General features: G+C 65.3%; 14 protein-coding genes. 6 read left to right on the top strand and 8 right to left on the bottom strand.

Annotated elements, in window-relative coordinates:
* Positions 1–102: 102 nt before the first annotated feature.
* Entirely contained in the window at positions 103–393 is a 291-nt protein-coding gene (gene rpoZ / locus AC1DKY_RS14650; protein WP_046972139.1) for a DNA-directed RNA polymerase subunit omega, read from the bottom strand.
* Between the two features lie 202 nt (positions 394–595).
* Between rpoZ and AC1DKY_RS14655 the strand changes: the two genes are divergently transcribed.
* The gene (locus AC1DKY_RS14655) at positions 596–1,444 is read left to right on the top strand and encodes an MlaA family lipoprotein (RefSeq protein ID WP_441604502.1); all 849 of its coding nucleotides are present in this window, start codon (positions 596–598) and stop codon (positions 1,442–1,444) included.
* A gap of 74 nt (positions 1,445–1,518) precedes the next feature.
* Here AC1DKY_RS14655 and AC1DKY_RS14660 read toward each other — a convergent pair whose 3' ends face one another.
* From AC1DKY_RS14660 to AC1DKY_RS14690, 7 genes are all read right to left on the bottom strand, one after another.
* Complete coding sequence (locus AC1DKY_RS14660; protein ID WP_441604503.1) at positions 1,519–1,767, bottom strand: STAS domain-containing protein; 249 nt, start codon at positions 1,765–1,767, stop codon at positions 1,519–1,521.
* A 53-nt stretch (positions 1,768–1,820) separates the two neighbouring features.
* On the bottom strand, positions 1,821–2,507 hold the full coding sequence (locus AC1DKY_RS14665) for an MlaC/ttg2D family ABC transporter substrate-binding protein (RefSeq protein WP_441604504.1): 687 nt from the start codon (positions 2,505–2,507) through the stop codon (positions 1,821–1,823).
* A 53-nt stretch (positions 2,508–2,560) separates the two neighbouring features.
* Entirely contained in the window at positions 2,561–3,421 is an 861-nt protein-coding gene (gene mlaD, locus AC1DKY_RS14670) for an outer membrane lipid asymmetry maintenance protein MlaD (protein ID WP_441604505.1), read from the bottom strand.
* Positions 3,422–3,479: 58 nt separating this feature from the next.
* The gene (gene mlaE / locus AC1DKY_RS14675) at positions 3,480–4,250 is read right to left on the bottom strand and encodes a lipid asymmetry maintenance ABC transporter permease subunit MlaE (RefSeq protein ID WP_441604506.1); all 771 of its coding nucleotides are present in this window, start codon (positions 4,248–4,250) and stop codon (positions 3,480–3,482) included.
* Positions 4,247–5,083 (bottom strand): ABC transporter ATP-binding protein, encoded by an 837-nt coding sequence (locus AC1DKY_RS14680; protein WP_441604507.1) that lies wholly within the window; start codon positions 5,081–5,083, stop codon positions 4,247–4,249. Before AC1DKY_RS14680 ends, mlaE begins: the two co-directional genes overlap by 4 nt.
* Positions 5,084–5,339: 256 nt before the next feature.
* Complete coding sequence (gene gmk / locus AC1DKY_RS14685) at positions 5,340–5,981, bottom strand: guanylate kinase (RefSeq protein ID WP_441604508.1); 642 nt, start codon at positions 5,979–5,981, stop codon at positions 5,340–5,342.
* Positions 5,978–6,838 (bottom strand): YicC/YloC family endoribonuclease, encoded by an 861-nt coding sequence (locus AC1DKY_RS14690; RefSeq protein ID WP_441604509.1) that lies wholly within the window; start codon positions 6,836–6,838, stop codon positions 5,978–5,980. The genes gmk and AC1DKY_RS14690 overlap by 4 nt, the downstream gene beginning before the upstream one ends.
* A 77-nt stretch (positions 6,839–6,915) precedes the next feature.
* On the opposite strand from AC1DKY_RS14690, the gene rph reads away from it, so the two are divergent.
* The 5 genes from rph to AC1DKY_RS14715 all read left to right on the top strand — a co-directional run bounded on the left by rph (position 6,916) and on the right by AC1DKY_RS14715 (position 12,151).
* The gene (gene rph / locus AC1DKY_RS14695) at positions 6,916–7,647 is read left to right on the top strand and encodes a ribonuclease PH (RefSeq protein ID WP_121883282.1); all 732 of its coding nucleotides are present in this window, start codon (positions 6,916–6,918) and stop codon (positions 7,645–7,647) included.
* A gap of 11 nt (positions 7,648–7,658) precedes the next feature.
* A complete protein-coding gene (rdgB, locus tag AC1DKY_RS14700) occupies positions 7,659–8,258 on the top strand; it encodes an RdgB/HAM1 family non-canonical purine NTP pyrophosphatase (RefSeq protein WP_441604510.1) in 600 nt (199 codons plus the stop codon).
* Positions 8,259–8,261: 3 nt separating this feature from the next.
* Positions 8,262–9,428 (top strand): radical SAM family heme chaperone HemW, encoded by a 1,167-nt coding sequence (gene hemW / locus AC1DKY_RS14705; protein WP_441604511.1) that lies wholly within the window; start codon positions 8,262–8,264, stop codon positions 9,426–9,428.
* 81 nt (positions 9,429–9,509) lie between these two features.
* A complete protein-coding gene (locus tag AC1DKY_RS14710) occupies positions 9,510–11,795 on the top strand; it encodes a DUF1631 family protein (protein WP_441604512.1) in 2,286 nt (761 codons plus the stop codon).
* Entirely contained in the window at positions 11,792–12,151 is a 360-nt protein-coding gene (locus AC1DKY_RS14715; protein ID WP_441604513.1) for a PilZ domain-containing protein, read from the top strand. The genes AC1DKY_RS14710 and AC1DKY_RS14715 overlap by 4 nt, the downstream gene beginning before the upstream one ends.
* The last annotated feature ends 427 nt before the right edge of the window (positions 12,152–12,578 follow it).

The raw sequence follows: 12,578 nt of genomic DNA on the forward strand, positions 1-12,578 counted from the left end.
CCTCGCTTCGTTTAAGGGAAGCGAGGGTGGCGACATGAAGCCCGCAGCGCAAAGCGCCGGACGAGCCGGCGCCGGGGCGTTGCTGGCTACAGCCGCCCTCCATCAGTCATCTCCACCCTTGGAGAGATCGTCGTCCACTTCGGCCGCAGCCCACTCGAGCGCTTCACGCTCGGCGCGCTCGCGCTCGGACTTGTCGATCTCGTCGATCGTGGCCTGGTCAATGCGACGGTCGGCAATTTCGCGCAGGGCGAGCACCGTCGGCTTATCGTGGTCGGGATGCACTGCCGGTTCGGCACCCTTGGAGAGCTGGCGGGCGCGCTTGGTCGCCATCAGCACCAGTTCGAAGCGGTTGTCGACTACCTGCAGGCAGTCTTCGACGGTAATGCGGGCCATCTGAAATCCTCAGAAAATAAAACGACTTATCACCTGTCAGTGTAGCCAGCGGCGGCTTTGCTGGCAATGCAGCAAGGCTCTATGATGCGGGGTTCACACCGCCTGCAGCCTGGCGCCCTGACACTAAAGGGGGCCTGTACATAATAAAAAACCCAACAGTACAATATTGTACTCCCTCCGGCCCTCCAGGACTGTCGCCTCCATGCCGTCCGCCTTCCGTTCTCTCGCCATGCGCAGCCTGCCCCTGGTCGCCGTGGCCCTGCTTGCTGGTTGCAGCATCGCCAAGCCTCGTACCGATGATCCGTACGAGCACATGAACCGCAAGGTTTACGCCTTCAACAACGACCTGGACAAGGCGATCATCCGCCCGGTCGCCGTGGGTTACCGCAAGGTGACCAACCCGACCATCCGTCGCTGCATGGCCGATTTCTTCACCAATATCCGCATGCCGATCACTGTGGCCAACGACCTGCTGCAGGCACGTCCGAAGCAGGCGCTGCAGGGCAGCGGCCGCTTCCTGGTGAACCTGACCCTGGGCATCGGCGGCTTCTTCGATCCGGCCAGCCAGCTTGGCATTCCGCTGGACGATACCGACTTTGGCGTGACGCTCGCCCGCTGGGGCGTGCCCGATGGCCCGTATCTGATGCTGCCCTTCTTCGGGCCGACCACGGCGCGCGACCTCTGGCAGGTGCCGGTCGACGGCTACTTCTTCGACCCCATCAGCTATTTCTCGCGCAACAACCACTACGAGTTCGGCCAGCAGTACCTGCCTGAGCTGATGTACCTGGTGACCATCCGCTCCAGCGCCATCGATGCGGAGAGTTTCCTCAACTCCGCCTACGATCCGTATGCCTTTATCCGCGACGCCTATCGCCAGCAGCGCATCTACAAGATCTACTACGGCAACCCGCCTGAAGAGGTGATCGAGCAGCTGCAGGGCCTGCACGACAAGAGTTTCGACCCGGACGAGCTGCTCGACGAGCAGCAGAAGTGGGAAAAGAAGCAGCCGCAGGCCTCACAGAGTCAGCAGCCGGCAGCGAAGAAGGACTGAAGCGTCCTTCTCCAGCCAAAAAGAAGGGGCCGCGAGGCCCCTTTTTTTGTCCCCGGCCCAGCGTCGAGTGACGCTCAGGCCATGAGACCTTCGACCTCACACACGCTGGCCAGCAGGTGCATGCCCTCGGGCATATGGCTCACCTTGAGCTTGCGCCCGCGCTCGGCCGACTGCGCCAGCACCGCCAGCACGCAGGCCAGGCCGGCGCTGTCGCTGCGTGTGACGCCGGACAGATCCAGCTCCGAGCGGCCGTCGCGCGCCACCGCCGTATCAATCGCCCTGAGCGCCGCCGCCGCCGTACTGAAAGTCAGCTCACCGGACACGCGTACGCTCCCCGGTGAGCCTTCATCGATGCGCACGGGTGCGCCAGCCACGCTCAAGACTTGGAGCCCGGCTGCTGCGCCTTGTCGGCCTGCTCCATTTCCTTGAGCGCCTGGTCACCCTGGGTTTCCAGGTTGCTGATCAGCTTGTCGATGCCGACCTTGCGGATTTCGGCGTCGACCTGGTTGCGATAGTTGGTGATGTACGAAATGCCTTCGATGATCACGTCGTAGGCCTTCCAGTTGCCGTTCTTGTCCTTGCGGAAGGCGTAGTCCACGGCGACGGTCTTGCCGTCATCCAGCACCACCTGGCTGCGCACGATGGTGCGCTTGTCGCTCATGTCGCCGGTGAACGGCAGCACCTTGACGCGGCCGCGGGTGTAATCGAGCAGGCCTTCGGCATAACGATGGGTGATGGAGTTGTAGAACGCCTTGGCGAAGCGCGAGCGCTGGTCCGGCGTGGCCTCGCGGGCATGCTGGCCGAGCACCAGGATCGAGGCGTAGTCGATGTCGAAATGCGGCAGGAACGCATCGTCGATCACGCTGATCAGCTTTTCGCGATTGGTCTTGAGTTCCTTCTGGTGGCCGTCGATCGCCTTGGCCAGATCGTCGGAGACCGCCTGCACCACCTGCACCGGCGTCTGCTGGTCGGCGGCGCCCTGCGTCGCATCCTGGGCAAAGACAGGCGCGGCGATCACGGTGCCAAAGGCGATGGCGGTGGCAATGGCCAGACTGCGCAACATGGGGAAACTCCTGAAAGATGTCTCGTTGGAATATCGGTGCGCGATGGGCCGATTCAATGCTTGTCGCCGTCAGACTTGCCGCCGTCGGCAGGCTTGCCGGAGGACGAGCCACTGACCAGGAACTTCCCGATCAGGTCTTCGATCTGCATGGCCGACTGGGTGAGCACCATCTCATCGCCGTTCTTGAGCGCGTCCGGCGAGCCGCCGGGCTGGATCGCAACGTACTGGGTGCCGATCAAACCACTGGTGAACACCGCGGCGGCCGAATCGTCCGGGATCTGGTTGTAGCGCTTGTCGATCGCCAGGGTGACCAGGGCGTCGAGCTTGACCGGGTCGGCGTTGATCGACTGGACGCTGCCGATGGCCACACCGGCCATCTTCACCGGCGCACCCACCGAGAGCGCGCCCACGTTGGTGAAGCGGGCCTTGACCACGTAGCTGCCGCCCAGGTTGTCCGCCACGCCGCCGGCGCCGAAGAACTTGCCCAGCATCTCCTCCAGCTGCTGCGCCGGACGGGTGAGCGCCAGCTCGCCGCCGTCGGCCAGGGTCTTCTTGGAGCTGCCATAGCGCAGGCCGACGTACTGGTCGCCCAGCAGGCCGCTGGTGAAGATGGTGGCGACCGAATCGTCCGGAATCTGGTTGTAGCGCTGGTCGATCGCCAGCTTCACATCGGCCGTTTCCTTGCCCGGATCGAGCACGATCGATTGCACCTGGCCGACGCGCACGCCCGCCACCTTCACCGGCGCACGCTCCTTGAGCTGGCCGATGTTGGCGAAGTGCGCCTCGACGGTGTAACTGGGGCCGCGGCTGGAGTTGGCCACCGAGGTGGTCTGCGTGGCGAGATAGCCGAGCGCGGCAAAGCCGAGCACGATAAACAGGCCGGTGCCGACGGCATACGATTGTCTCTGGCTCACGGCACGATCCTCATGGAATAGGGGTTGGATACGGTCAGGTCGGCGCTCATCGGCTCACTCACATCAGGAACGCGGTGAGCACGAAATCGAGCGCCAGGATGGCGATGGACGAAGCGACCACGGTACGGGTGGTGGCATAGGCCACGCCTTCGCTGGTCGGCGGCGTGGTATAGCCCTGGAACACGGCGATCAGCGACACCACGATGCCGAATACGACGCTTTTCCAGATCACGCCGTTGACGACGTCTTTCACCACCTCGACGGTGGCGGTCATGTTCGACCAGAAGGTGCCGTTGTCGATGCCCAGCCAGCTCACGCCCACCAGATGTCCGCCGAAGATGCCCAGCGCGCAGAACACGCAGGCCAGCAGCGGCATGGCGATCACGCCGGCGAGGAAGCGCGGCACGGCCACATAGGCAATCGGATCGACCGCCATCATTTCCATCGCGGCGATCTGGTCGGTGGCGCGCATCAGGCCGATCTCGGCGGTCACCGACGTGCCTGCGCGACCGGCGAACAGCAGCGCCGTCACCACGGGACCGAGCTCGCGATAAATGGCGATCGCCACCACCGTACCGGTGGCCGAGGTGCCGCCGAAGATCGACAGCACGTCGTACAGCTGCAAGCCCAGCACCATGCCCACGAACAGGCCGCAGACCATGATGATGATCAGGCTCATCGCGCCGACGAACCACAGCTGGCGGATCGTCTCGCGGTAGTGGCGCATGCTGCGCGGTATCGCGGCGATCATGCGCAGCAGGAACAGTCCGCAATCGCCGATCTGCGACAGCGAACGCACTACGATGTTTTCGGAACCCGTTGCGATCATGCGTTCTTCCCTGGAAAACCGAGCGATACGCCCAGGTCGCCGGCCGGATACTGGAATGGCACCGGGCCGTCCGCGTCGCCGCCGAAGAACTGGCGCGTCCACGGCGACCCGTCGTTGGCAATCGTCCTGGGATCGCCCTGCGCCACCACCTTGCCGTTGGCGATCAGGTAAATGTGATCGGCCACCTGCTTGATCGCTTCGAGCTCATGCGCCACCAGCACGCTGGTGATGCCCAAGGTCTGGTTGAGCGTGCGGATCAGCTTGAGCACCTGGTTCAAGGCGATCGGATCGAGACCCACAAACGGTTCGTCGTAGAGGATCAGCATCGGATCGAACACGATCGCGCGCGCCAGCGCCACGCGCCGCGCCATGCCGCCGGACAGCTCCGTCGGCATCAGCCCTGCAGCACCACGCAGACCCACCGCCTGCAGCTTGGTGAGCACGATGTTGCGGATCAGCACTTCCGGCAATTCAGTGTGCTGGCGCAGCGGGAACGCCACGTTCTCGAACACGTCAAAATCGGTGAGCAGGGCGGAATTCTGGAACAGGTAACCAATGCGCTCGCGCAGCTCGAATAGCTTTTCGCGCGACATCGTCGCCACGTTGTTGCCATCGACCAGCACCTGTCCCGCATCGCCGCGCATCTGCCCGGTGATGTGCTTGAGCAAGGTGGTCTTGCCGGTACCGCTGGGCCCCATGATGGCGGTGATCTTGCCGCGCGGTATATCGATATCCAGCGCATCGAACACCTTCTTGCCATTGAGCACCGTGGTCAGGCCACGGACGCGCACCAGGGTGCTGTCCTCGGGCTTGGCGCTAATGGAGTCGGTCATGGGCAATGAGGGGCCTGGGTAAAGGCGACAAGTTAGCTGAATAGGACCGTGAAGGCCATGTACGAATCGTCGTAGCGGTCAGTAATGGCTAACGGAACAAGACCTTGGCACGGATCTAGAGTTCCACTCCACCCTGCGGGAGCAAACCTTTGTGGGAGCGCACCCTGTGCGCGACAGGCGCCACCGACCAGCGAGGAACACCATGGCCCCGCAGTCGCGCACAGGGTGCGCTCCCACAGTGGGGTGGGGGCTGACCTCAGGCCAGCAGCTCCTGGATCAACGTCTCATGCCGCTTCAACTGCAACGCCGAGCGCAGGCGCGTAGCCCGCACGATGCCCTGCAAATCGTCCAGCGCCGCATCGAAATTGTCGTTGACGATGATGTAATCGAATTCATGCGCGTGGGCGATCTCCTCGCGCGAATTGTGCAGGCGGCGCGCGATCACTTCGGCGCTGTCCGAACCACGGCCGCGCAGGCGACGCTCCAGCTCCGGGCGCGACGGCGGCAGGATGAACACGCTCACGCAATCGGGCTTGCTCTGGCGGATCTGCCGCGCGCCCTGCCAGTCGATTTCCAGCAAGACGTCGCAGCCCGTTGCCAGCAGCGTGTCCACCGTGGTGCGCGAGGTGCCGTAGAGATTGCCATGCACTTCGGCGTGCTCGAGGAAGATGCCGTCGGCCACCTCCTGCTCGAACACCTCGCGTTCCACGAAATAATAGTGGCGGCCGTACTGCTCACCCGGACGCGGCGGACGCGTGGTGTGCGATATGGACAGCGAAATCGACGGCTCACGCTCCAGCAGCGCGTTGACCAGGGTGGACTTGCCCGCGCCCGAGGGCGCAGCCACCACGAACAGGGTGCACTGGGTGTCTTGCGCGTGAGGCGTGGTCGCGTTCATTCGATGTTCTGCACCTGTTCGCGCATCTGCTCGATCAGCACCTTCAGGTCCACTGCGGCATTGGTGCTGCGCACGTCCACCGCCTTGGAGCCCAGCGTGTTCGCTTCGCGGTTGAATTCCTGCATGAGGAAATCCAGGCGGCGACCGACCGGCTCCCTGGTGCCCAGCACGCGGCGGGTTTCGACGATGTGGGTGGTCAGGCGATCGAGTTCTTCATCGACGTCGCTGCGGGTGATCTGCAGCACCAGTTCCTGCTCCAGGCGACCCGGATCGGCCGGCTGCTTGAGATCGGCCAGGCGCGATTCCAGGCGGGCACGCAGGCCTTCGCGGATTTGCGGCATGAAGCTGCGCACGTCGGCCACGATGCGCTCGATCGCATCCAGGCGCTCGGTCAGCAGCTCGGCCAGCTTGGCGCCTTCGCGCTCGCGGGTGGCGGTGAGCGCTTCGAGCGCCCGGTCCAGCACGTCCAGCAGCGAGGCCTGCAGCACCTCAGGGTCCACCTCGGACTGTTGCAGCACGCCCGGGAAGCGCAGCAGCTCGGTGAATTCGATATTCATGCGCGGAAAGCGCGCTTCCAGGTCCATCGCCAGCTCGGACAGCCGCGCCAGCGCGGTGGCGTTGACCTGCATGGATTCGGCACGGGCCTCGCCGCGCAGGCGCACGGTGACGTCCACCTTGCCGCGCGACAGCTTGGCGGCGATGCGCTCGCGCAAGGCCGACTCGAACACGCGCAATTCGTCGGGAAGGCGCGGGCTCAGCTCCAGATAGCGGTGGTTGACCGTGCGCAACTCACAGCTGAGTGTGCCAGCGGGGCCGGTCGTCTCAGCGGAGGCATATGCCGTCATGCTGCGGGTCATTTGAGCGCCTGCGGATATCAGTAAAGGCCGCAATGGTAAACTTTCCCGCCCTGCCTTGCCCAATGGCCTCCATTCCCATGAGCTCTCCCAGCCGCCCCAGTGGCCGCGCCAGCGACCAGCTGCGCACCGTAACCATCGAACGCCACTACACCCGCCACGCCGAAGGTTCGGTGCTGGTGAGCTTCGGCGACACCCGCGTGCTGTGCACCGCCAGCATCGAAGACCGCGTGCCACCGTGGCTGCGCGGCAAGGGCGAGGGCTGGATCACCGCCGAATACGGCATGCTGCCGCGCGCCACCAACACCCGCATGCAGCGCGAAGCCGCGCGCGGCGGCCAGGGCGGCCGCACCATGGAAATCCAGCGCCTGATCGGCCGCAGCCTGCGTGCCTGCGTGGATCGCCAGGCATTGGGCGAGCGCGTGATCACGCTCGACTGCGACGTGATCCAGGCCGATGGCGGCACCCGCACCGCCGCCATCACGGGTGCCTATGTGGCACTGGTTGACGCGGTGAACCTGCTGATGAAGCGCGAGAACCTGCGCCGCAACCCGGTGGTGGGTGCGATCGCCGCCGTCTCGGTGGGCATTTATCAGGGCGTCCCCGTGCTCGATCTGGACTACGCCGAAGACTCCAACTGCGACACCGACATGAACGTAGTCATGAACGACGGCGGCGGCTTCATCGAGGTGCAGGGCACGGCCGAGGGCCATGCGTTCCGTCGCGATGAGATGGACGCCCTGCTGGGCCTTGCCGAGAAAGGCATCGCCGAGCTGGTGGCCGCGCAGCGCGCCGCGCTCGAACTGTCGTAACGGTTGCGCTGATGACACGCATCGTCCTGGCCAGCAGCAATCCCGGCAAACTGGCGGAGTTCAACGACCTGCTGGCCGACAGCGGCCTGCACGTCGAGCCGCAGTCGGCGTTCAACGTGCCCGACGCCGAGGAAACCGGCCTCACCTTCGTCGAGAACGCGCTGCTCAAGGCGCGTCATGCCTCGCGCATCAGCGGGCTGCCGGCGCTGGCCGACGATTCGGGCCTGTGCGTGCGGCATCTGCGCGGCGCGCCCGGACTCTACTCGGCGCGTTACAGCGGCCAACACGGCGACAACGCCGCCAACAACGCGCGCCTGCTGCGTGAACTGGAGGGCGTGCCGACCGAGCAGCGTGGCGCGTTCTTCATCTGCGTGCTGGTGCTGCTGCAACACGCCGACGATCCGGCGCCGCTGATCGCCGAAGGCCGCTGGCATGGCCATGTGCTCACCGAACAGCGCGGCACGCACGGCTTCGGCTACGACCCGTTGTTCCTGCCGGAAGACGAAACCGTCAGCGCCGCTGAGCTTCCGCCCGGCCTGAAGAATCGCATCAGCCATCGCGGCCGTGCGTTGGCGCTGCTGCGCAGCCAGCTCGGCGAGACGCATGGTTAAGCCATGTCGCTGATCGCGCCACCGCTGTCGCTGTACGTCCACATGCCGTGGTGCGTGAAGAAGTGCCCGTATTGCGACTTCAACTCCCACGGCGTACGCGGCGACACGCCGCCGTATGAAAGCTATGTGGACGCATTGCTCGCCGACCTCGATGCCGACCTGATTGATTTTGGTGGCGCGGTGCACGGGCGCACGGTGCAGACCATCTTTTTCGGTGGCGGCACGCCCAGCCTGTTCGCCCCGGATCTGATCGACCGTTTTCTCGACGGCGTGCGCGCCCGCCTGCAGCTGGCCACTGACGCCGAGATCACGCTGGAAACCAACCCCGGCACGGTCGAGCATGGACGTTTCGACGGCTATCTGGCCGCTGGGGTGAATCGCCTGTCGTTCGGCATCCAGAGCTTTGACGATGCCAAGCTGCGCCGGCTCGGTCGCATCCACTCGGCCAGCGAGGCCGAAGCGGCGGTAAAGTCCGCCCAGGACGCGGGCTACATCAACCTCAATCTCGACCTGATGTATGCGCTGCCCGAGCAAACCCAGGAGGGCGCGCTGGCCGACGTGGCGCGCGCCGTCGCGCTGCAGCCCACGCATATTTCGCACTACCAGCTCACCCTTGAGCCGAACACGGCCTTCGCCGCCAACCCACCGCCGCTGCCTGATGACGATCACGCCTGGGCGATGCAAGAGGCCTGCGAACAACAGCTCGCCGCCGCCGGCTATAGGCAATACGAGATATCCGCCTACGCCCAGAGCGACCGCCGCTGCGCTCACAACCTCAACTATTGGCGCTTCGGCGATTACCTCGGTATCGGCGCCGGCGCCCACGGCAAGCTCACCGACGTGGCCAGCGGGCAGATCATCCGCCGCTGGAAGACGCGCCTTCCCAAAGCGTATCTGGCGACGCCCGCCGGCGCCGGACGCATCGGCGGCAGCGCGCCGGTAGCCCCGGACGAACTGCCCTTCGAATACATGCTCAACGCCTTGCGCCTGATCGATGGCGTGCCCATGGCCGACTTTGTCGAACGCACCGGCCTGCCGCTCGAGCGCATCGCAGGCGCCCTCGCCCATGCCCGCCAACGGGGCTGGCTGGCGGACGACCCAGGTCGTTTGCATACCACGGCGCTCGGCCAGCGCTTCCTCAATGACGTCATTTCCGGATTCCTTGACTGAATCCACCGTCCGGCCGATGGCGTGCACCCGATACCCGCTTTAGACTCTGTGCCATCCGGGGGGAATCAACCAAGGTCTGTCATGGAAGTCGAACAGCAGGGTCGACGGCCGCCGCATGCATCTGATCGGGACTCGCGTCCTGACAATGCCGCGTGGTCGCCGCGTGCCCGTCGCCTGATCGAAGAAACGCACTCCCTCTGCACCAGCTGGCTGGAAGCACCGCTGCGCCAGTGCTTCCTTGAGGCCGAACAGCGCCTGTACGCGCAGGCCGAGCGTTCGCGCAATCCCGCCGAACAGCAACAGTGCCTGTATTCCCGCCAGCTGATTCAACAGCAGCGCGGACCCGTGGAGCGCCGCTTCATGGAGGGCGTACGCCAGCATTTCGGCAGCGTCGGCACGGTGCACGAACCCGAAGTGGTGCACCCCGATGCGCCACGCCGACCGCTGGAGCTGCTTGACCCCACCGAACACGAACAAACCGTGGCGCTCGACAAGCTGATTGCGCGCGGCGAAGCGCGCCATGGCACCGCGCTGTTTGAACTGGGCTATCGGTTCGCCGTGCTGGCCAGCCTGCCGCCGCTGGAAGGCGAAAGCCTGCCGCTGGGCCCACAGGCGCTGGCCCATGCGTTCCGCGATGGCATGACCGCGCTGGAGTTGCCGGTCGAACATCGCCTGCTGCTGTTGCAGTGTTTCGACATGGCCGTGGTGCAGGGACTGTCGACGCTGTACGACACGGTCAACGAACACCTGCGCGCCGACGGCATCCTGCCGCAGCTGCGCGCCTTCCCGACGACGCGTGCGCCGATCGAGCGCCAGCCGCGTCCGGGCGCAAACGACAATCCGCCCGTGCCGCTGGCACGCCAGGCAGCCGCAGCGACGCCTCCCGCGAGCGCGACCGCACCGCGCAGCGACAGCATCGCCGTGCTCGACAATCTGCGCGAAATGCTCGCACAGCATCGCGCGGGACAGGGCGCGCTGAGCTATCAGGATGGCGGACGTGCGGCGACGCCGGGCGAACTCCAGCTCGCGCTGGACGCCCTGCAATTGCATGTCAGCGACGTGGCCGAGCAGGCACGCCGCGAACTGCTCAGCGCCCAGGCGCTGCGCGAGGAGTTGATCACCCAGCTCAATACCGGCCGACCGGCGGGCTCGGCGCAGATGCATCTGACCGAAGAGCAGGGCGACACGGTGGAACTGGTCGCCATGTTGTTCGAGCAGCTGGATCGGCAGGTGCCCAACAAGAGCAACGCGCACTCGCTGCTCGGCGATCTCCAGCTGCCGCTGTTGCGCATGGCGGTGGCCGACCAGGGCTTCTTCAACCAGCGCGAACATCCCGCGCGCAAGCTGCTGGGCCTCGTCGCCGAAGCGGCGAATGACTGGCTGGACGGCCCCGAAGGCGACGTCGATCGATCGCTCGAAGCGAAGATCAACCAGCTGGTCGACCGCGCGCGCCGCGAGCCGCCAAGCACCGGCCTCTACACCAGCCTGCTTGCCGATATCGAACATCACCTGGGTCTGCTCAACCGCAAGGCGCAGATCGCCGAACGTCGCCAGGTGGAGGCGATGCAGGGTCGCGAGCGGCTCGAGCAGGCGCGCCATCGCGCCGCCGAGTTGATGACCGAGCGCTTCGACAAGTGCAATCCACGCGGCTTGTTGCGCACCTTGCTGGAGCGCGCCTGGTCCGACGTGCTCGCGCTCACGCTGTTGCGCCACGGCGAAGACAGCGAAGCGTTTACGTTGCGCCTGCGCATCACCGATCAGCTGCTGGGTCAGCAGCCCGTGCTCGATCGCAACCTGCTGCAGGCCGAGGTGGAGTCGGGCCTGCAACAGATCGGCATGCACGCCGAGGAATCCGTGCAGGTCGCCCAGCGCCTGCTGGGCATTCCGGCCAATAGCCCGACCACCAGCGAAGCGGCGACGACCACCGAGCTGGCGCTCAAGCTGAAACAGCATCAGCGACTGGGCGAGCACGCCGCACCGGAAACGCCGGCGCCCGTTCCGGCCGCACCGCCGACACCGGCTCCGCCGGCCGAGTCGCCGGAGCGCCGCATCCGCCAGCGCCTGCGTCAGTTGCCCTTCGGCAGCTGGTTTGAATTCATCGATCCGTCCAACGGACGCATCACCGAACGCAAGCTTGCCTGGTATTCGCCGGTATCGGGCAACAGCCTGTTCGTCACCCGTCGCGGCCTGCGCGGCCAGGAAATGACGCTGGAACAGCTCGCCCACGAAATGGCCTGTGGCCGCGTGCGCGAAATGCCGCCGGTGCGCGAGAACCTGCTCGATCGCGCCTGGCATGCACTCACCAGCCACCTGCGCCAGATCACCAGCGGCCCGCCAGCCGCATCGCGTAGCGGAGCATCGACGTGAGCGAGAACATTGCCTCTATCGACCAGCGCCGCGCGCTGCGCAAACGCGCCAATTTCACTGCCGTCGTCACTGACGTGATCACCGGCCAGCCGATCGGCCACCTGGGCAATCTCTCCGCCAACGGCATGCTGCTGATCAGCACGCACCCGCCGCGCAGCGAGGCCATCTATCAGGTCAGCCTGTCATTGCCTGGCCTGGGTAGTGCGCCACAGAGCATCGAGGTGGGCATCCAGGAACAGTGGCACGAAGCCGCGGCCAGCCCCGGACAAGTGTGGTCGGGGTATCGCATCGTGGCGATCGATGATGCGGATGCGGCGATGTTGGATGCGTGGTTGGAGCAGCCGGAGAGGGGTTAGGGGTGTTCGTCGTCGCGGCGTAGGCGGCGTTTTGTTCGCAATGCCGACGCAGGCCGGAGGCGCTTTTCAACAGCCGAAGGCTGGTCATCAAGAGCTTCGGTGTTTCCTTGTCACCTTGGGGCCAGGGTGCCGCCTACGCGGCGGGCGTTTCGAACGGCTGCCGCCGCTCGAGTCACTTTTCTCTTGCTGGCCCAAGAGAAAAGTAACCCAAAGAGAATGGCCTGATAACGCCCGCAGCATTGTGTTGGGATAAACCCGAACGCTCGAGGCGCGTCTGATGGGACAACCTCCGAGGGTACACAGCGGGTACTTCAATGCGCTGCGCAACGCGCCCGAATCGCTGAGGACTTAAAGCGGGGTCTCGCTGCGCATCGGCTTTGATCGTCCCGCCTTTTCCTTGCCGCGCCTTCTTGTCTGTGGGAGCGCA

Source organism: Dyella sp. 01N448 (genome assembly GCF_056399225.1).

Bases quoted from the DNA above. Each gene is read 5' to 3' on its own strand.
- rpoZ (WP_046972139.1), bottom strand. From the start codon at position 393: ATGGCCCGCATTACCGTCGAAGACTGCCTGCAGGTAGTCGACAACCGC.
- AC1DKY_RS14655 (WP_441604502.1), top strand. From the start codon at position 596: ATGCCGTCCGCCTTCCGTTCTCTCGCCATGCGCAGCCTGCCCCTGGTC.
- AC1DKY_RS14665 (WP_441604504.1), bottom strand. From the start codon at position 2,507: ATGTTGCGCAGTCTGGCCATTGCCACCGCCATCGCCTTTGGCACCGTG.
- mlaE (WP_441604506.1), bottom strand. From the start codon at position 4,250: ATGATCGCAACGGGTTCCGAAAACATCGTAGTGCGTTCGCTGTCGCAG.
- AC1DKY_RS14680 (WP_441604507.1), bottom strand. From the start codon at position 5,083: ATGACCGACTCCATTAGCGCCAAGCCCGAGGACAGCACCCTGGTGCGC.
- gmk (WP_441604508.1), bottom strand. From the start codon at position 5,981: ATGAACGCGACCACGCCTCACGCGCAAGACACCCAGTGCACCCTGTTC.
- AC1DKY_RS14690 (WP_441604509.1), bottom strand. From the start codon at position 6,838: ATGACCCGCAGCATGACGGCATATGCCTCCGCTGAGACGACCGGCCCC.
- rph (WP_121883282.1), top strand. From the start codon at position 6,916: ATGAGCTCTCCCAGCCGCCCCAGTGGCCGCGCCAGCGACCAGCTGCGC.
- rdgB (WP_441604510.1), top strand. From the start codon at position 7,659: ATGACACGCATCGTCCTGGCCAGCAGCAATCCCGGCAAACTGGCGGAG.
- hemW (WP_441604511.1), top strand. From the start codon at position 8,262: ATGTCGCTGATCGCGCCACCGCTGTCGCTGTACGTCCACATGCCGTGG.
- AC1DKY_RS14710 (WP_441604512.1), top strand. From the start codon at position 9,510: ATGGAAGTCGAACAGCAGGGTCGACGGCCGCCGCATGCATCTGATCGG.